Raw genomic sequence first — 20581 nt, 5'->3', positions numbered from 1 at the left:
TCTAATCTAAACTAGCCACTTATCTTTTATAGTAAGTTGATAAGTTTGGGATTGTCATTGATTAAATCATCGATAGTATATTTCTCTAACTCAGTTAAAAAGGCGTCTTTAGCATCAATTAGATAATTCTTTAAGCGGCAAGCTGGGCTGATATGACAAAATGATGTCCCACAATTAAGCAGTGCTAAGGGCTCAAGCTGGCGAATTATTTGCCCTATGTTCAGCTGTTTAGGTGATTTTTTTAGCTTAATTCCGCCATTTTTGCCTTGGACTGTTTCAATATAACCAAGTTGCCCAAGTTTATGAACAACTTTTACCAAATGATTTCTTGAAATATTATAGTGTTCACTCACGGTAACAATTTTGGTTAATTCTCCATTGTCTAATGCAGATAAATAAATTAGCACACGGATACTATAGTCTGTAAAACTTGATAGTTGCACCTATTTCCCCTAATTCCTTATCTGCATTTAATGACAAATTTTTGAGTACCTTAACGAAAAGTCATCAATAAATCAACTCTAGTCTAACTTAATGAAACGTCGACATCACTTTTTACGATAGTTGAACACGCTAAATGATAGCCTTGCTCAATTTCTTGTTGGCTTAATGTTGCGTAGCTAGTTGATATCACCTCACCATGTTCAATTTTACATTTACAAGCACCACACACGCCAGATCGGCATGCACCAATAATAGGTAATTGACCCGACTCTAAAATCGTTAACAAATTATCATCAATTGCTGCTGTTTGCTCAAAGTTAAAATCGGCAACAGTAACTTTAATTCCTTGTTTATCAGATAGTTTATCATCAAGGCAACTTTCTAACGTAAAGCTTTCATAGTGGAACTGATCCATATCAAAGTTTAATGATTTTAAGTTATTTGCTATATCAGTCATAAAACGATGTGAACCACATAGAAAAATAGTATATTCGTCAAGATTTGAATAGTGCTCAATTAAAAAGTCATCAGTAATTCGCCCGATTGAACTATGCATTAGTGCAGGCTCAGTACTACTATTTTTTAGTCTAAGATGATAATTAAAATGACGATATTGCTTAGCCATTTGCTGTAGCTTAAGGTAGTAAATAATATTAAATTCATCTTTAGCGCAATGTAAAAAATCGATATCGACAGCAATTTTTTGATCTAACAAGTATTGCGCCATTGATGTAACGGGAGTAATGCCGCAACCAGCGCTTATAAATAATATTTTCTTTTTATACTTAACATCAATAATATTAAATTCCCCGCCAATGCTGCGCAAAGTGATTTGATTATTTAGCGCCAGATTATCAATCAACCAATTTGATACCAAACCATCTTTAACTCGCTTAATGGTCAGTTTTAGGCTAGGGCTATTTGGCTGAGAACTAATTGAATAGGCCCTTACTTGCGAGTTACCGTTAATATTCGCCTCTAATAAGATAAATTGCCCAGGCTTAAAATTAAACAATAACGGCTTTTTAGATTGAAAATAAAAACTTTCTGTATCATCCGTTTCCTTTTTACGTAAAATTAAAACTAAAGGAATATTTTGATATGTCATGCAATAACCTTAACTCATTATTTGATAGGTAGCCCTTATCTTTATAAGGGCTATATTGAAACTAAATATTATTATGCTGCGCTGGTTGTTAAAATTTTAGCTAAGTCATCTTTAGCATCAGTCGTTGCTTTAATATCAAATTTTTCTTGTAAAATACTAACTAGATTATCGGTTAAGAAAGCGGGCATTGACGGGCCGGTATAAATACCTTTCACTCCTAAAGATAACAAGGTCAGCAGTATAACAATCGCTTTTTGTTCAAACCAAGATAACACTAACGTTAAAGGTAATTCATTTACGCCACATTCAAAGGTATTTGCAAGTGCTAGCGCAAGTTGGATCGCTGAATAAGCATCGTTACATTGGCCAATATCAATTAAACGAGGGATCCCATTGATATCACCAAAATTTTGTTTATTAAATCGGTACTTACCACAGCCTAATGTTAAAATAACGCTATCTTGTGGAACTTGATTTGCCATATCGGTGTAGTAATGACGTTCATCTTTACCCCCATCGCAGCCGCCAATTAAAAAGAAATGTTTTATATTTCCTGCTTTGATTTGCTCAATAACAGTTGGTGCAACGTTCATTAACGTATTACGTGCAAAACCAATGGTAATATAATGCTCTAATTCGGTATGTTTAAAACCCGATTGATTTAAGGCACATTCAATGACCGCGCTAAGATCATCGCCATCTAAATGAGTAACTCCAGGCCAACCGACAATACTACGGGTAAAAATACGCTCGGCATATTTTCCAATAAAAGGGTTAATAATACAATTTGATGTCATCACTATTGCACCAGGAAAGTTGGCAAATTCATTTTGTTGATTTTGCCAAGCACTACCAAAGTTACCAACTAAATGAGGATACTTTTTCAGTTCAGGATAAGCGTGCGCAGGTAACATTTCACCGTGCGTATAGACATTAATCCCTTTGCCTTGGGTTTGCTCTAAAATTAAGCGCAGGTCGTGAAAATCATGGCCAGAGACTAAAATACATTTACCTGAAATCGGTTTAGTATTGACTTGCGTAGGTACAGGGTGACCAAAGGTTGTTGTTTCACCCGCATCAAGCATTTCCATAACGTTATAATTTAATGCACCAATTGCCATTGATAAATTAAGTAATTCATTAAGGTCGGTTGGATTATCACCTAACATATTCATTATTCGGTGATACTCAATGCAGATCTCATCGTTAAATTGATCTAATACAGCGGCATGTTCCATATATGCCGCTAAGCCTTTTAAGCCATAAAGGGCTAGCAAACGTAAACCAATAACATCATCATCTACCTCACCTTTACCTCTATTTAGCATAACGTGCGGGGCGAGTTTTAGTAGCTCTTCTTTCGTTTTTGGATAATTAATTTGTGCAGCGTAAGAAAGCGGTGGTAAAGATTGATTAGCTTGCATTGCGGCAGCTTTTGCCAATTCTGCTAATTTTTGACTATGCATGTCAGCTTGGTTGATATAGGCGAGCATTCGCTCTGGATCAAAGTTAACATTAGTTAGCGTTGCAAAAAATGTTTGAAATGACCAGCGATCGATCGTGTGATCAGCGATATCATATTGATGACAAGTTGATGCCCAGAAAGACACTCGTTGTAGCGCTGCGACTAAAATATCTTGTAAGTCTGATACCTCGGACGTTTTTCCACACATACCTTGTGAATAGCTACAACCTTTTGTGGTTGGTGTTATTATTGTTTGCTCACATTGAATACAAAACATAATTGTTCCTTTGTTTATTGTTATTGCGGGGATTTTTTAGATTTAAACATGTATATAAAATACATCTTTAAATCTAAAAAAGCAAAATGATTTTAGATAATAAGCCAGAGTCTTGGTAAATTTGATAAAAAACGCTTGTTAAATCAGGCTAAAAATATTTATAGTTAACCTTTAATATCAATCGCATTATGTTACAAAACGGTAATATGCCTTGGTGGTCGAAGTGGGATTTTATTTTTTAAAAGGTTATTAAAAAAGTCGAATTTTTAAATTAAATCAATTTCTTAGTAAGTTATTAACGGGTGGGTGGAAAGATGAACCTTATCAAAATGATTATGGGCATTATAATAATTGCAAAAGATAACAGGCATTTATCTCTCTTAACGCAACGATAAATTTAATCTCATAAAGCGAGCACAAGGCTCGCATTTTTATACTTAATCAATTTTTATTACTTAATTAATTGGGCTAAGGTTTTAATCCCTTGCTCGATTCGATCTTCTGGTACCGTAACAAAGGCTAAGCGTAAACAGTTCTTTCTTGGATTCGTTGCAAAGAACGTTTCACCAGGCACAAAAGCAACATTGTTTTGAACGGCTATTGCAAGTAATGCGGTACTGTCAATGTGCTCTGGTAGCTCAACCCAAATAAACATTCCCCCTTCAGGTTTGGTCCAACGCACGGTTTTTGGCATATATTTCGCTAATTGCTCAAGCATAAATTCACAGCGTTTTTTATACAGTTCACGAATTTTAGGAATATGATCACCTAAATAGCCATCTTTAACCACTTGATAAGCAATATGCTGGGTATAACTTGGTGTATGCAAGTCAGCGGCTTGTTTTAACTGGACTAATTTACGAATAAAATCCGCAGGTCCAACCACATAGCCTAAGCGCATACCGGGTGCTAAAATTTTTGAAAATGAACCTAAATAGACGGTATTTGTTGGTGCATAACTAATTAAGCTTGGTAAGCGATGGCCTTGGTAATCGAGTTCACCATACGGATCATCTTCAATCATTAGTAAGTTATTTGCGATCGCTTTATCGGCTAACTTCTTGCGTCGCTCTGCTGATAAACGCCTTCCTGTTGGGTTTTGGAAGTTAGGGATAGTATATAAAAAATTAGCAGATATAGCATCTTCATCGCTTAGTAAATCAGGGTTAAGTCCTTGATCATCACTCGCAATTGAAACATATTCAGGTTCATATTGAGTAAATGTCTGTAATCCGCCTAAATAAGTAGGGGTTTCAACGAGAATTTTAGTACCTTCATCTATCAATGCTTTACCAATGAGATCTAAAGCTTGTTGGGAGCCAGTAACAATCAGCACGTTATCAACTGTGAGTTTAGTCTTTTCACGTTGATTAATTAAATTAATAACCCATTCTCTTAGTGGTTTGTAACCTTCAGTTGGCCCATATTGTAAAGCACTAAACGCTTCATCACTGTCCATAATCGTATCAACCGCCTGCTTAATTTTTTCAACAGGGAAGGTATTTGGTGATGGCAGTCCACCAGCAAATGAAATGACATGTGGAAGCTCTGTTATTTTAAGAATTTCTCTAATTGCTGAACTTTGTAGTGCAGCCGCTCGTTTGGAAAATTGCCATATAGATGAAGACATCATAAATACCTTATAAATACCTTATACTTTTTATTAAGGTGATAAATATAATACTTGCAAATTTATTTGTCATTATTAAAAACAAAAATTAGAATAGATAAACCAAAGTTGTTATTAAGTGTTAATTCTAATTTATTAATTAATATAAATTTTATTTTAATTATTTCATTATGTTATGTTTATTGCGATAATAAGAAACACTGAGTGATAATCCGAATTTTTTTGACTAAAAAGAAAAGTCACAAATTTATTTATAACAAATAAAACTATAAGCTAAATTGAGAACACAATGCAAAGAAGAGTAAATGTTGTTGGCAAAGTTATTTTTATCGTATTTTTAATTCTATTGTCATTAATTCCGTTTTATTTAATGCAGCAATATGTACAATCGATATTAGAAGGGCAAAATACGCTCACAAATTTAACGTCAAAATCGCTCGATTATATTTCTGGTTTAGCTAAATCATTACAAAGCCAATCACTAGGTCAAGAGCCACTTAATATTAACAAAAATTATTTACTTTGTAGCAACAGCATTAAAAGTGCGCCCATCACCTTAGCATTAGGATTATTGCTTTTACTGCTCCTTGATACTATCAAATCGACTCAATTAAGCTTAACAAATTATATTGTTGTAACAATTGGATTAATTTTATTTTATTTAGTCGAAATTGTACTTGCAAACTATGTCCGTTTTGAATTTGCCTACCTTTTCCCCGCAATTGTATTAAGCTTATTACTGCTGATATATCTATCCGGCAGTATGAAATCAATTATCACAAGCATTTTATATAGTATTGGATTGCTAGCGATTTATGCGCTGTCATTTTATCTAATTGGTTATGTTGATAACATTTTAATGTACGGTGTGATTGGTTTAGTGGTGATATTTATTGCTATTATTGGTATGACGCGAAAAAATTGATTAGCCTCAAGCAGCAGAAAGCATTAACGGGCGTGATAAAAAACTTAATTAACGATTTGAACTATTAAATTTATAAAAATAAGCAGGAAAATTAATGTCAATTGCAACAATTGAAGTCAGTATCAGCGCATTATTGCATAATATCGCCTTTTTCAGGCGCCTTAGCCCTAGTTGTAAAATTATGGCTATCGTAAAAGCTAATGCTTATTCCCATGGCAAGGAGGATGTTGCGACTTTATTAGATAACGACGTTGATTACTTTGGCGTTGCTAGATTAGAAGAGGGGATTGCACTTAGACAAAATGATATTCAATCCCCGATTGTTGTTTTAGAAGGGCTATTTTTAGATGATGAGATCGAACTTCTACTCGACTATGATTTACAAACTGTCGTGCACTGCCCTGAGCAAATTACCAAACTAGCTAATGTTATTCAACCTTCAGTATTTAATGTGTGGTTTAAGCTCGATTCAGGCATGCATCGCCTTGGTTTTAGCAAGGATAAAGCGGCAGAATATTTTATGCAATTAGCCAATTGCCAATCAGTTAAAAAGCCGATCAATATTATCAGTCATTTTAGCTGCGCTGATATTTTGACATCAAATGAAACATTAAAGCAGATCGCAATATTTGATCAGTTTATTGATTCAATTGACGATTGCTCATTGCTTGGTAAACAATCACTAGCGGCATCGGGCGGCATTCTAGCATGGCCTTCATCGCACCGTGATGTAATAAGGCCCGGTATTGCGTTATATGGTGTTTCACCATTTGGTTATGATGAACTAAATAAAGCAACAGGTAGCCAATTAGGTTTAAAGCCAGTTATGAAATTAAAATCTGAAATCATTACGGTTAGAGAGCATAAAAAAGGTGAGTCTGTTGGCTACGGACTTATTTGGCAAAGTAGCCGAGATACTAAGTTAGGCGTCGTTGCGATGGGATATGGTGATGGATATCCAAGAGATATTATACCTGCAACCCAAGTTTGGTTAAATGATCGCTTAGTGCCGATTGTTGGGCGCGTTGCGATGGATATGATCCTTATTGATCTAGGGCCTGATAGTAAAGAACACGCAGGTACAGAAGTAATATTTTGGGGTAATGATGAATTACCCGTTGAAAAAATTGCCGCTCACTCTAGTATGAGTGCTTATGAACTCCTTACGCGCTTAACGGAACGTGCGAAATTACGCTATGTAGATTAATGCTTATGAAAAAGAAAGTGATCATATATTTTATTATTACCTGTATTGCGGTTTTAGCTGCGATAAGCGTTGGCGCTTACTATTATTTGCAAGGTTTCTCGCAAAAGTCGCTCCATGTTAATGATAGCAATACGATATTTGTTCTAAAACGAGGAACATCAATTGCGGGATTTATTAAGCAAATAGAGCAAGAATCGCTGGTTGATGATGCTTACCTTATACCTTATCTAATGAAATTAGATCCCTCATTGAAAGGCATAAAATCAGGCACATATCAATTATCACCGTCAATGACCGTTAAGCAGTTTTTACAACTATTAGTGAGTGGTAAAGAAGTACAATTTCAAGTGAAATTTGTTGAGGGAAAACGCGCTAAAGATTGGCTCGCAACGCTTGAAACAAAAGACTCGCTAGAATATAAACTAACGGGACTAACTTTAGCGCAAATTGCTGAAAAACTAGGTATTGAGGGATCAATTGAGGGATGGCTATATCCTGATACCTATTCCTATACAACCGGTGACAGCGATCTAGCAATATTAAAACGTGCCCATCAAAAAATGCAAAACGCCTTACAAACCGTTTGGGATAATCGGGAACAAGGATTACCTTACAAAACGCCTTACGAACTCCTGATAATGGCATCCATCATTGAAAAAGAGACCGGCGTTGACACCGAAAGGGCCAAAGTGGCTTCGGTTTTTATCAATCGCCTAAATTTTAAAATGTTATTACAAACCGATCCCACCGTCATTTATGGCATGGGCGATGATTATACGGGGCGTTTACTAACCAAGCATTTAAGAGATAAAAATAACCGCTTCAACACTTATGTTATATCAGGCTTGCCACCTACGCCAATTGCGATGCCAAGCCTTGCTTCACTTGAAGCCGCAGCTCACCCAGAGCAGACAAATTACCTTTACTTTGTTGCCGATGGGTATGGCGGACACATATTTACAACAAATTATAATAATCATAAAAAAGCGGTAAATGAATATTGGCAACTGATGCGTGAAAAAAATAGCACTAATGATGCAAAATAAACTGAGAAAAGCAGTGCCTAGTGATAAACCAATGCTACTTGCCTTATGGCAACGTAGTGTTCAAGCAACGCACCACTTTTTAACTAAGCAAGACATTGAAAAACTTCACCAATCACTAAGTGATGAATGGTTAGATCAAGTCGAACTTTGGCTTTTAACTAACAATAACCAAATTGTTGGTTTTATTGGACTTGATGATAACCATGTTGAAATGCTATTTATTGATGATAAGCAGCAAGGTAATGGTTATGGTCAGCAATTAATTAATTTTGTTAAACAGAAATATCAGCAAATATACCTTGATGTTAATGAACAAAATCCAAATGCACTGGCGTTTTACCAAAAGCAAGGATTCAAAATTACAGGTCGTAGCGACGTCGATGGGCAAGGTAATCCTTTCCCATTACTGCATTTAGCTTATCAAGCAACATAATAATATCATTAATTTGACGCGCCATTTTTTACGCTATAATGATACCTTACAACAAAAAAATAACGAAAATTATCATGATAAATAATTGCTGGCGCTAACTTGCAAGCTTAGCCTTATTAGGCAACGCTAGCTGCATCTTCTAAGCTATCTTATCGCTCAAGCTTACCATCTGGTGAATAATGACATTAACTCGACGATATTTAATGTAAACCAACTATAAAACAATTGATTAACTAACATGTTCATTTTTAACTTGCTTTTAAATATGGTAAAATCAGCATAATTTTGCCTAGCTAGGCATAGATGATAACAACATAATTAGGTGTATTTTTGAAAAAGTCAGACAAAGTATTAGGCGAACAACCAAAAATAAAATTTACTAACTCGCAAATTTTATGCGAAGTATTTTTATTTTTAGTTTTGGCCGGCGCAATTTATTTTCTATTTTCACTCGTTTCATTTGATCCGGCCGATCCTGGTTGGTCACAAACCGCTTGGCATGAGCCTATTCGTAACTGGGGTGGAATTGTCGGTGCATACTTATCAGACATTTTTCTACAATTTATCGGCTTTGTTGCCTATAGTCTGCCTATTTTAATTATCATTTTTTGTGTGCAAGGTATGCTTTATTTTTATCACCATACAGATAAAGCAGTTAACTATTTTAGCTTATCGTTGCGAGTTATTGGCTTTTTAGCCTTTATTTTTAGTGCGACAGGATTTTTTGCATTAAATATTCAAGATGTTGAGCAATTTCAAGCTGGCGGAATTTTAGGGAACATCGTTGCAGACGAAGTCTTACCGTTTCTCAACCATATTGGTGCTTCGATTATTTTATTTGCATTTTGTATTGCGTGTATCACCTTATTAACAGGATTGTCATGGTTTTTTATCGCCGAAATGACCGGAAGATTAGTGTTTATCATTGCTGGATTCGTTGTTAATATTACGCGAAAAATATTCACGCTTCTGACTAAAAAATCGCCAAAAGCTGATTTAGGCCAAGAGCCTGAGTTGGATTCTAAATTAGATATTAATACTGAAGATGAAAAGCCCGCCCCGATAATTGATAACGTCCAACTAGATAATGATACGCACCTTGTTGCCGAAGATGCTTTAGTAATAGGCGCTGTTGATGATAACCAATTAGAGCCTTACCAAACACTAAATCAACCTCAAATAGTGCGCGATGACGAGCAAAAAGTTGACTATCATGAGCCGTCAGCGATAACGATTGATGAAAACAATCCACCGCCTAAAATAGCTGGTGATATGGAAGGCGAATTATCACATGAATTCACCATCAACCCTGATTATTATTCACCCATTGCCTTACCCAAGGTAGATGATGAACCTATAGAACAAATTACTCCAGAAGATGACGTAATTAAATTAGTTCAACTTGATGAAAATGATTCAATTGCGCCAGTAGGCTCTTATACGCCACTAGTTGAAGAGCCTGCGCAGGTTATGCCGGTAATTAGCATAGCGAATGAGCCGACGGTAAATACCGCAATTACCAAAGATAATATTCACGATAGCTTGATTCACCCCTTATTACAAAAGGATACAAGGCCAGTTAAAAAACCGACAACGCCATTACCTTCGCTTGATTTATTAACGGCCCCACCAATTAAACAAGTTGAAGTGGATCATAATGCGTTAAAAGCAACGGCTGAGTTAATTGAAAAGAGCTTATCTGATTTTAGAGTCAATGCACGCGTAGTTGGGTATTTACCGGGCCCGGTTATTACGCGCTTTGAAATTGAACTCGCACCGGGCATTAAAGCTTCGCGCATCTCAACACTTGATCGCGATTTAGCGCGCTCATTATCAATGTCATCCGTGCGCGTTGTTGAAGTTATTCCGGGTAAACCGTATGTTGGACTTGAATTACCCAATCAACATCGGCAAACCGTTTATTTTAGAGAAGTGCTTGATAGCCCACAATTTAAAGATGCTCAGTCGCCTTTAACCATTGTTTTAGGTAAAGATATTGCCGGGCAATCGGTGGTTGCCGATCTGGCTAAAATGCCTCATTTACTTGTCGCTGGTACAACGGGTTCGGGTAAATCCGTTGGGGTAAATGCAATGATTTTAAGCATATTATATAAATCACAGCCTGAAGATGTTCGTTTTATTATGATCGATCCCAAAATGTTGGAATTATCTGTTTACGAAGGTATTCCTCATTTACTAACAGACGTTGTTACTGATATGAAAGACGCCGCTAATGCGCTTAACTGGTGCGTTAATGAAATGGAAAAACGTTACCGTTTAATGTCAAGTTTAGGGGTTAGAAATATCGCGGGTTATAACGAAAAAATTAAAATGGCTGAAGATATGGGGCGCCCAATTCCTGATCCATTATGGCGGCCAGGTGATAGCATGGATATTGATATGCCAATGCTTGAAAAACTCCCTTATATTGTGGTTATGGTTGATGAGTTCGCTGATTTAATTATGGCGGTTGGTAAAAAAGTCGAAGAGCTCATTGCGCGTTTAGCACAAAAAGCACGCGCCGCAGGGATCCATTTAGTACTTGCAACCCAAAGGCCATCGGTTGATGTTATCACCGGCTTAATTAAAGCAAATATTCCAACGCGCATAGCATTTACGGTTTCAAGCAAAATTGATTCTCGAACTATTTTAGATCAAATGGGCGCAGAATCACTACTCGGTATGGGGGATATGCTTTATCTCGCGCCAAACAGCTCAATTCCTATCCGCGTTCATGGTGCATTTGTTCGTGATGAAGAAGTGCATAGTGTGGTGCAAGATTGGAAAGCGCGTGGCATTCCAACCAAATATATTGAAAATATTACCACAAGTTCAGATGATGGCGATGGTGATGGCTTTGATAATGCTGATGAAGAACTCGACCCATTATTTGATCAAGTGGTGGCTTTTGTTATTGATAAGCGCCGTGCCTCAATATCAAGCGTGCAGCGCCAATTTCGTATTGGTTATAACCGAGCGGCAAGAATTGTCGAGCAAATGGAATCACAAGGAATTGTTAGTACGCCAAGCCACAATGGTAATCGCGAGGTACTCGCGCCGCCATCTGGACATGATTTTTCATAATTTTTAGATAAAAAAATAGGGTTAATACATTAAAATATCAACCCTATTTGAATTATAAACTAATCAAATTTAAAAATTAGTTTTATAACACGATTTATTGAAACTCTGGATCAGGTTTTTTAGTGAAACGGTTTCTTAAATCACGACGAACAATTTCAATTACCCAAACCCATAAAGCCGTTCCTAATACTTCAGAAATGATCTCGTCTAGACGTAAATCCCAAGCCGGCGTTGATAGCCCAAGAATAGGCATTAAAATACCGTGGAATGCGATAGCAACAATTAGACCAAAAATGATCCCTTGCCATAACTTAACTTTAGGGAAAACTTCAGCAACAACACAGTAAATAATTGCCGAAACAATTGAGAATACGATGTGAACTAAGTTACCACCGAAATAAACAACCTGCTCTGAATAGGTATACGCCCAATGGGTAACATCAACACCTAAATTTTTTAATAAAGTGACAGGAGGTGCTCCTTCAGTTAGTAATCGAGGGGGTAGTATTCCTTCTGTACCAGATTTAACTAATGCTGAAATGAACCCTGAAATAACACCTAGCCAAACTGCTAACGAATAGCATCTCGTGCTAGGTTTTGTTTTTTGAAATAAACCTGTACTCATTTTAAATATTCTCCTGACTGTAATTCATAATTAAATATGATAGTCGCGAAAGTTAGACTTAATTATATTTTCGATACTTCAAATTAAAAAGTAACTGCCCAGTATCTCATAAATAATAGCGCTATTCAATATAGCTGTACCGTGTAAGTTATTGACGGTAAATGATAAATTTGCATAATAATGCTATTTTAACCAAAATAATGACGGGGAAAATTACGTCGCGATTATCAATTAATACCCCATTTTCGATATGATTCATCATGTTGAGTAAAATCTTAATGGTGATTACAATTGTTTACTGTTTTTTTACACAGTTATTAAGCACATAATAAGCTGATAATTTATTTATTTTGATTTATTATAGACAGCATCAATGTGTAATTTTAGCGGGTAACGAGTGAAAAAAATTCTCTTAGTATTATGTTTATTAGTCTCTTGTTCGGTTTGGGCTGATGCTAAAGATGTACTTAAACAGCGTTTAGATAAAGTAAAAGGTTTTTATGCCGAGTTTTCACAAGAGGTTAAAACTGCTGATGATCAATTAATACAAGAAGGCAAGGGCAAGCTTTGGGTAAGCCGGCCTAATTATTTCAACTGGACACTTAGTGAGCCTGATGAAACGCTAATATTATCAGATGGTAACGCACTATGGATTTATACCCCAATGGTTGAACAAGTCACTGTCATGGCGCTAAACCAAGCTGTCGATAATCGATTATTACTACTAATCACCAATAGTGATAATGCGGTATGGAATGATTATCAAGTATCAAGAAAACAAAATACCTTTACGTTAATTCCGACAGATAACTCAGCGCAGCATTTTACCATTAGTGTACTACCAACAGGAATGATTGCTGATTTTACCATTATTGAAAGTGATGGACAGCGCAGTTTTTATCAACTTTCTCATCAATCGCTTGGTAAAGTTGATATGAAACATTTCAAATTCACTATCCCCAAAAATGTCACGGTGGATGATCAACGTTAGTTGGAAGGACGATATGTCAACATTCTCATTTGATTTCTCTAATGAACAATTTAAACCCCTCGCAGCTAGAATGCGCCCGCGCACATTATCTGAATATATTGGGCAAGCGCAATTATTAGGCACAGATAAGCCTTTGCCAAAAGCGATAGAAGCAGGTCACCTGCATTCAATGATTTTATGGGGGCCGCCTGGCACAGGTAAAACCACATTAGCCGAAATCATCGCCCATCATGGTAATGCGAAAGTTGAGCGGCTTTCAGCTGTTACATCAGGCATTAAAGATATCCGTGAAGCGGTTGATCGCGCTAAAAACAATCAACAAATGGGCTTTAGAACCATTTTATTTGTTGATGAGGTGCATCGCTTTAACAAAAGTCAACAAGACGCTTTCTTACCCTTTGTTGAAGATGGGACGGTGACATTTATTGGCGCAACAACTGAAAATCCCTCATTTGAATTAAACTCGGCACTATTATCTAGAGCGAGAGTCTATTTACTCAAGTCTTTAACCGAACAAGATATCGAGCAGATCCTACAACAGGCGATGGCAGATAAAGAGCGCGGTTATGGCAATAATTCAGTAACATTGCTTGATGAAACGAAAGCGCAAATTGCCCAATTTGTTGGTGGTGATGCAAGGCGCGCATTAAATACGCTAGAACTATTAGTTGATATGGCGGGTGATAGCCCAACATTAACGCCCGAATTATTAAAAGAGGTTGTTGGTGAGCGCAGTGCACGCTTTGATAATCAGGGTGATCGTTATTATGATCTAATTTCAGCAGTACATAAATCCATTCGAGGCTCAGCACCTGATGCCGCGCTTTATTGGTATGCAAGGATTATTAGTGCAGGCGGTGATCCGCTTTATGTTGCGCGTCGTTTATTGGCAATTGCCTCGGAAGATGTTGGAAATGCAGATCCTAGAGCAATGCAAGTTGCCTTATCTGCGTGGGACTGTTTTACGCGAGTTGGCCCCGCTGAGGGTGAGCGAGCGATTGCTCAAGCAATCGTTTATTTGGCTTGTGCACCAAAAAGTAATGCCGTCTATTTAGCGTTTAATCAAGCGCTGAAAGATGCGCAAAGTTTACCTGATTACGATGTGCCTGAACATTTACGCAATGCACCAACTAAACTTATGCAAAAACTAGGATATGGTGAAGAGTACCGTTACGCGCATAATGAAGCTAACGCCTATGCGGCTGGTGAAAATTACTTCCCCGCTGAAATGGCCGACAGTCAATATTATCAACCAACTGATCGCGGCGCAGAGCGTCAATATAAAGAAAAACTCGCATGGCTAGCTGATTTAGATAGCAAAAGTGCGATAAAACGCTACAGAAAATCTTGATTTTATACCAAAATAAGTTATTACAACAATATTTTAACTAAACTTAAGCTAAGCAAGCAAAAGCGATAAACTAACCTATTGACCTTGTAGTGACTTTAGGGTTTAAAGTGCTTACTATTAATAAAAAGTTCTCTATTATTTAAGCAGAACTCGCGCATTAATCCTAATGAGGTTACTTATGAATCAGCATAATTCATCTTGCTGTAGCAAGCAAAAATCTACCCCACATCATCATACGTCTAACGAGCATGATGACCATCACCATCAAAAAGAGCAGAAACATTGTGCTTGTAGCCACGATCAGCCTATTTTGTCATCAGATAATGCGCCTATTCCAGTAAGTAACGATACACAAGCTGTTTACCGTATTGGCAATATGGATTGCCCAACGGAAGAGGCATTGATCCGCAAAAAATTAGCTAATATGGCCGGGATTATTAAGCTCGAGTTCAATTTAATGCAGCGTATTTTAACCGTGCATCATAAGCAGGCTTCTTTAAAAGATATTGAAGCGGCATTAACTGCAATCGATATGGCACCTGAGCCAATCCTCAATTTTGATACCGAAAAAACAGCTGATTTTACGCCGAAAATAAAGTGGAAACAGCTCGCTTTTGCTGGCGTTTTAGCCTTAGCGGCTGAAATTACTCATTTTATGGCTGGCCCTGATTATCGAGTATTAATACTTGCCATTGTCGCTATCTTGCTAGGCGGCCTTGGTACTTATAAAAAAGGCTGGATTGCGCTTAAAAACTTCAATCTCAATATGAATGCTTTAATGTCATTTGCGGTAACGGGGGCATTACTTATTGGCCAGTGGCCAGAAGCAGCAATGGTTATGGTACTATTTACGTTAGCTGAAGCAATTGAAGCAAAATCAATGGATCGTGCCCGTAATGCCATAAAAAATTTGCTGAGTTTAACGCCAGAGCAAGCAACGGTATTACAAAGCGATGGTTTATGGTTAGAAATGGAAGTAAAAAACGTTGCTATAGATAGTGTTGTTAGGGTTAAACCCGGTGAGCGCATTGCCTTAGATGGCGAAATTGTTTCAGGTCAATCAACGATCAATCAAGCGCCAATTACTGGCGAAAGTTTGCCTATTGAAAAAGGAATTGGCGACCCTGTTTTTGCTGGCACGATTAACGAGTCTGGATCATTTGAATATAAAGTGACAGCGCTTGCAACGCAATCAACCTTATCACGCATTATTAAAGCAGTAGAATCAGCTCAAGGCACTAAAGCACAAGCGCAGCGATTTGTTGACCGCTTTGCTAAAGTATATACGCCGCTGGTATTTATCATTGCGCTATGCGTTGGCTTAATTCCGCCGTTATTTATGCATGGCATTTGGTTTGATTGGATCTATAAAGCGCTAGTGCTACTTGTGATTGCTTGTCCATGTGCACTGGTTATCTCAACGCCAGTAACTATTGTTAGTGGTTTAGCTGTTGCAACCCGTTATGGGATCTTAATTAAAGGCGGCATGTATTTAGAGCAAGGTCGTAAGTTAAAAACCCTCGCGTTAGATAAAACCGGCACTATCACTTACGGTAAACCTAAACAAACTGATTTTATTGTGTTTGGTACTTTAGATAGTCAGCAAATCAGGCAAATTGCTGCAAGTATTGCTTCTCGCTCTGATCATCCGGTGTCTAAAGCAATTACGTTAGCTGCCAACGACGATCAAATTACGCAATTCAAGGTCATTAATTTTAGCGCAATTTTAGGGCAGGGCACTCGCGGTGAAATCGAGGGCGAATTATGGTTTATGGGCAATCATCGAATGGTTAAAGAACTCGGTGTATGCAGTAACTTACTTGATCAGCAAATACAAGCCCTAGAACAACAAGGCAAAACCGTTGTTATGCTAATTGGGCCACAAGGTGTTCAGGCGCTATTTGCCGTCGCTGATACCATCAAAGAAACCAGTATTGAAGCTATCACCGAACTCAAAAAATTAGGGATTAAAACCGTAATGTTAACTGGTGATAATCGTTATACGGCAGAGGTCATTGCTAAGCAAGTTGGTATTAGCCAAGCAAAAGGTAACTTATTACCAGAAGATAAACTTGCGGTCGTTAGCGAGCTGGCGCAATCGGGGATCGTTGGCATGGTAGGTGATGGGATCAATGATGCGCCGGCACTAGCTAAGGCTGATATTGGCTTTGCGATGGGAGCGGTTGGCACTGATACCGCAATTGAAACGGCAGATGTTGCATTAATGGATGATGATTTACGTAAAATTCCCCAGTTTATTCGTTTATCAAAATCCACATTTGCGATTTTAGTGCAAAATATTACCTTTGCGTTAGCCGTAAAAATCGTCTTTTTTGCTCTCACATTTATGGGCGAAGCCAATATGTGGATGGCCGTATTTGCTGATATCGGTACCAGCTTACTTGTTGTTGCCAATGGGCTTCGATTATTAAGAAAGTAGCACAAATTATATAACGTCAATAAATTCTAATAGTATGATGCTTAAGGTAACTTAAAAAGATTAAGGAAAATAACATGAAACTAATTGTAGATAATATGAGTTGTGATCATTGCGTTAAAGCGGTAACTAAAGCCATTAACGATATCGATCCAAAAGCAAGTGTAAGCGTTGATCTTGCTAAAAAAGAAGTTACCATCGATGGGGGAACTATTTCGCAAGAAGCTGCGATCAAGGCGGTAGATGATGCCGGTTATCAATTTGTCGCCATTAGCTTTTAATTAAAATATCGCGCCAAGCTATATCGTAAACAGTATTACGATATAGCTTATTAAGGGTTAGTTAACATTAATAAATATCACACGTTATTCGATTTTTTGCAGCTTGGCGAGCTGTATAAAAATATCACAATCTTCAGATATCATTAAATTTTGTACATCCTCAAGTTTTTCTATTTGGCTTAACATCTGCGTTAGTCGTTCATCATCTTTAACAAGTAGCCAAATTCGACTGTAATTTGAATCATCTAATGGCAAACACAAAATGCCTTCAACGTTAAAGGCGCGGCGCGCAAATAAACCACAAATATGGGTCATTACTCCCGGATGATTTGCAACAGTGAGTACTAGAACGATTTGTTTAGTTAGTGATGACATATATTATTCTCCTACCATGTCAATATTTGCGCCACCAGGTGGCACCATTGGAAAGACTTTCTCATTAATATCAATATGGGCATGGATCAAGCAAGGACCATGGCTATTTAGCGCTATTTCAAGTACTTGCATTGGATCTGCAACTTGATTTAAATCACAGGTAGTTAAACCAAATCCTTGCGCTATTTTTATAAAATCGGCTTGATACGGCGATGTAGATGAAAAAATGCGTTTACCATAAAACAGCGTTTGCTGCTGATGCACAAGCCCTAATGCCTGATTATTTAGCAAAATAATCTTAATATCTAAATTATGCTCAGCCATTGTTGCAAGCTCTTGAATATTCATCATAATACTACCATCACCCGTAAAACAAATTACTTTACGGTTAGGTGCCACAAGCGCTGCGCCAATGGCGGCGGGTAATCCAAAGCCCATCGTACCAAGTCCGCCGGATGTTAGCAGTTGCCTAGGCTGACTAAATGGATAAGCCTGCGCAACCCACATTTGATGTTGGCCGACATCAGTTGTAATAATCGCATTTGAACCGATAATTTTAGCAACTTGCTTAATTAATCCATAATGCGTTAACGGATCATCACTTTGGTGATGACAGGGATATTGCTGTTGCAACTGCGTAACACGGGCAAGCCAATCAGCCCTAGGTTGCTTACTAACTTTAGTTAATAGCTGCGTAATAACATCAGCAACATCAGCATGGATCGCGATATCAGGTTGCTTAATTTTACCTAATTCAGCGCGATCAATATCAACATGAATAATTTTAGCATTTGGGCAAAATTGCTGGGTTTTACCGATAGCTCTGTCATCAAACCTTGCGCCAAGCACAATAAGCAAATCGGCTTCTTGTAAAATAAGGTTAGTGCTACGCTTCGCATGCATACCCAGCATACCTAGCGATAAAGGATGACTCGCAGGCATACAGCCAAGCGCCATCAGGGTTGTCGTTGTTGGCAAATTCGATTTTTCGGCAAGCTCTTGCGCCTTTTGATGTGCATTTGCAAACACAATACCACCACCAAGGTAAAGAACAGGCTGCTTTGCTTGATTAATTAAATTTGCCGCTTGCTCAATTTGCGTAATATTGGTTTTAGGCCGTGAATTAGGCATTAGTAATTCGGGTAGTCTATCGATATCGATTGTCGCAGTCTGAATATCTTTTGGAATATCAACCCACACCGGCCCAGGCCTACCTGATTGGGCTACTTTAAAGGCGTTTTGAAGAATAAAAGGCAACTCTTCAATGGTTCGCACCAAATAATTATGCTTAGTGATAGGTATTGATATGCCATAAGTATCGACTTCTTGAAATGCATCAGTGCCAATTGTTGATAAGGAAACTTGACCGGTAATACACACGATTGGAATTGAATCAAGTTTAGCATCGGCAATTGCGGTAAGTAAATTGGTTGCGCCAGGGCCACTTGAGGCAAGGCATACTGCTGGTTTACCCGTTACGCGGGTCATTCCTTGCGCAATAAATCCGGCAGCTTGCTCATGCCTTGTTAAAATATGCTTAATTGTTTTACTTTGGCTTAAGGCATCATATAACGGTAATATTGCTCCGCCAGGGATCCCTGCTACCTGCGTAATACCATAATTTTCTAATATTTTCACAATTAACTCAGCGCCGGTTAACTGCATAGTTGATAGGGTATTTAAAGATTGCATCGCTCTTTATCCTTATTATTAGCCGGGAAAATTAGAGCGGGAAGTCGGTAAAAAGAAACCCCGCTCGGTTTGCACCGGCGGGGTTTTGGTCAACTCGTTGATTCAATCCCGTCGCGGCGCATTGCCGACCACCACACGCACGACGACGAGCACTGAATTAATCAGTGTAGCAAGAAGCTGTGTCATAATACGTATAGTCATGGAATTAAACTCGTTTTATTGTTAATAAACTGCCTTCTATAAAAACATAATTTTTTTTGGCATGCAATTATTTTTATTTTAATTTTATCGCATTATACAAAAAATGTGAAAATGATCACGTAATGGGTTTGACGATTTGAATGAGATTTTAGTAGGTGGTTATTAATGAGTTTTGTGTTCTTTCGGTCGCTTAATGAGGTTAGTATGATCAATAAGGTTATTGCTCGCGACCGATTAAGGACGTTCCGCACGTCCTTAATAATCCTGCTCTCGACCTGTATATTGCGGTCGCAAGCGACTACTTTCGTCTATTGTGTTCGTTTTAACGCAACAGCGCGTATCGTATATCCTATACGACCGCGCTTTACCTTGCATCCTTGTCCGATTATGCTAACGACCACAATATCTTCAACGCAATACAACGGTCGAATGGGCACGGCTTTTTTTACATTAAAAACATATACTACGATAACTTTTGAACGAGATTTAAGTTAGTGGTTATTAATTGATTTGGTATTTATTCGGTTTGATTGGCCGATCATGCCCTACGCGTTCTGCGCAGGAAAACGGGGGAGGCCGAGGGGCTGCGTTCACAGCCCTTCGGTTCGCCTAGCTAGCTATTTAACCTATTTTGCTATAGCCCAAAAGGCGAAATGATTCACTGCTTTTAAAATAGTGACATACACTATTTTTTACATAAAGCCTTGCTCGGGCATAATAACCCTGTTCAGCTCTTCACCGCATCTTAATGCCCGAAAAAGCGAAACAAATTAATCCTAAATTTATATTAAAAACAGATACTACGATAACTTTTGAACGAGATTCAAGTTAGTGGTTATTAATGAGTTTTGTGTTCTTTCGGTCGCTTAATGAGGTTAGTATGATCAATAAGGTTATTGCTCGCGACCGATTAAGGACGTTCCGCACGTCCTTAATAATCCTGCTCTCGACCTGTATATTGCGGTCGCAAGCGACTACTTTCGTCTATTGTGTTCGTTTTAACGCAACA

At 37.8% G+C, this 20581-nt stretch carries 15 protein-coding genes and 2 pseudogenes; 10 read left to right on the top strand and 7 right to left on the bottom strand.

What is annotated here, in order from left to right; translation table 11 throughout:
* Positions 1–26 precede the first annotated feature (26 nt).
* From nsrR to RHO14_10770, 4 genes are all read right to left on the bottom strand, one after another.
* Positions 27–443, bottom strand: a complete 417-nt coding sequence (nsrR, locus tag RHO14_10785; protein ID WVD70838.1) for a nitric oxide-sensing transcriptional repressor NsrR — start codon at positions 441–443, stop codon at positions 27–29.
* Between the two features lie 83 nt (positions 444–526).
* Positions 527–1552 carry an iron-sulfur cluster-binding domain-containing protein gene (locus RHO14_10780; protein WVD70837.1) on the bottom strand — a complete coding sequence of 342 codons (1026 nt, stop codon included), beginning with the start codon at positions 1550–1552 and terminating at the stop codon, positions 527–529.
* 71 nt (positions 1553–1623) lie between these two features.
* Complete coding sequence (gene hcp / locus RHO14_10775) at positions 1624–3294, bottom strand: hydroxylamine reductase (protein WVD70836.1); 1671 nt, start codon at positions 3292–3294, stop codon at positions 1624–1626.
* A gap of 451 nt (positions 3295–3745) precedes the next feature.
* Positions 3746–4924 (bottom strand): PLP-dependent aminotransferase family protein, encoded by a 1179-nt coding sequence (locus RHO14_10770; protein WVD70835.1) that lies wholly within the window; start codon positions 4922–4924, stop codon positions 3746–3748.
* Positions 4925–5213: 289 nt separating this feature from the next.
* Between RHO14_10770 and RHO14_10765 the strand changes: the two genes are divergently transcribed.
* The 6 genes and pseudogenes from RHO14_10765 (at position 5214) to RHO14_10740 (ending at position 11619) form a co-directional block, all read left to right on the top strand.
* Complete coding sequence (locus tag RHO14_10765) at positions 5214–5849, top strand: inner membrane CreD family protein (GenBank protein WVD70834.1); 636 nt, start codon at positions 5214–5216, stop codon at positions 5847–5849.
* Positions 5850–5943: 94 nt separating this feature from the next.
* On the top strand, positions 5944–7056 hold the full coding sequence (gene alr / locus RHO14_10760; GenBank protein WVD70833.1) for an alanine racemase: 1113 nt from the start codon (positions 5944–5946) through the stop codon (positions 7054–7056).
* A 5-nt stretch (positions 7057–7061) separates the two neighbouring features.
* Positions 7062–8102 (top strand): endolytic transglycosylase MltG, encoded by a 1041-nt coding sequence (gene mltG / locus RHO14_10755; GenBank protein WVD70832.1) that lies wholly within the window; start codon positions 7062–7064, stop codon positions 8100–8102.
* Positions 8092–8535 carry an acetyltransferase gene (locus RHO14_10750; protein ID WVD70831.1) on the top strand — a complete coding sequence of 148 codons (444 nt, stop codon included), beginning with the start codon at positions 8092–8094 and terminating at the stop codon, positions 8533–8535. Before mltG ends, RHO14_10750 begins: the two co-directional genes overlap by 11 nt.
* 330 nt (positions 8536–8865) lie before the next feature.
* Positions 8866–9429: pseudogene (locus RHO14_10745) on the top strand (DNA translocase FtsK 4TM domain-containing protein).
* Between the two features lie 642 nt (positions 9430–10071).
* Positions 10072–11619, top strand: a pseudogene (locus tag RHO14_10740) (DNA translocase FtsK).
* A gap of 94 nt (positions 11620–11713) precedes the next feature.
* On the opposite strand, the gene RHO14_10735 reads toward RHO14_10740, so the two are convergent.
* Complete coding sequence (locus RHO14_10735; protein ID WVD70830.1) at positions 11714–12244, bottom strand: DUF1440 domain-containing protein; 531 nt, start codon at positions 12242–12244, stop codon at positions 11714–11716.
* Between the two features lie 397 nt (positions 12245–12641).
* On the opposite strand from RHO14_10735, the gene lolA reads away from it, so the two are divergent.
* The 4 genes from lolA (at position 12642) to RHO14_10715 (ending at position 17304) form a co-directional block, all read left to right on the top strand.
* A complete protein-coding gene (gene lolA, locus RHO14_10730; protein ID WVD70829.1) occupies positions 12642–13235 on the top strand; it encodes an outer membrane lipoprotein chaperone LolA in 594 nt (197 codons plus the stop codon).
* Positions 13236–13248: 13 nt separating this feature from the next.
* Positions 13249–14586: a replication-associated recombination protein A gene (locus RHO14_10725; protein ID WVD70828.1), complete on the top strand. Its 1338-nt coding sequence runs from the start codon at positions 13249–13251 to the stop codon at positions 14584–14586.
* A gap of 178 nt (positions 14587–14764) precedes the next feature.
* Positions 14765–17026 (top strand): heavy metal translocating P-type ATPase, encoded by a 2262-nt coding sequence (locus tag RHO14_10720; protein WVD70827.1) that lies wholly within the window; start codon positions 14765–14767, stop codon positions 17024–17026.
* A gap of 74 nt (positions 17027–17100) precedes the next feature.
* Positions 17101–17304, top strand: a complete 204-nt coding sequence (locus RHO14_10715) for a heavy-metal-associated domain-containing protein (GenBank protein ID WVD70826.1) — start codon at positions 17101–17103, stop codon at positions 17302–17304.
* Between the two features lie 84 nt (positions 17305–17388).
* On the opposite strand, the gene ilvN is transcribed toward RHO14_10715, so the two are convergent.
* Both ilvN and ilvB read right to left on the bottom strand, forming a co-directional pair.
* The gene (gene ilvN, locus RHO14_10710; GenBank protein ID WVD70825.1) at positions 17389–17679 is read right to left on the bottom strand and encodes an acetolactate synthase small subunit; all 291 of its coding nucleotides are present in this window, start codon (positions 17677–17679) and stop codon (positions 17389–17391) included.
* A gap of 3 nt (positions 17680–17682) precedes the next feature.
* A complete protein-coding gene (gene ilvB, locus RHO14_10705) occupies positions 17683–19371 on the bottom strand; it encodes an acetolactate synthase large subunit (protein ID WVD70824.1) in 1689 nt (562 codons plus the stop codon).
* Positions 19372–20581 lie beyond the last annotated feature (1210 nt).

It is taken from the genome of Orbaceae bacterium lpD04, assembly GCA_036251935.1.
GTDB lineage: Bacteria > Pseudomonadota > Gammaproteobacteria > Enterobacterales > Orbaceae > Orbus > Orbus wheelerorum.
This window is presented reverse-complemented; position numbering and strand designations above follow the sequence as displayed.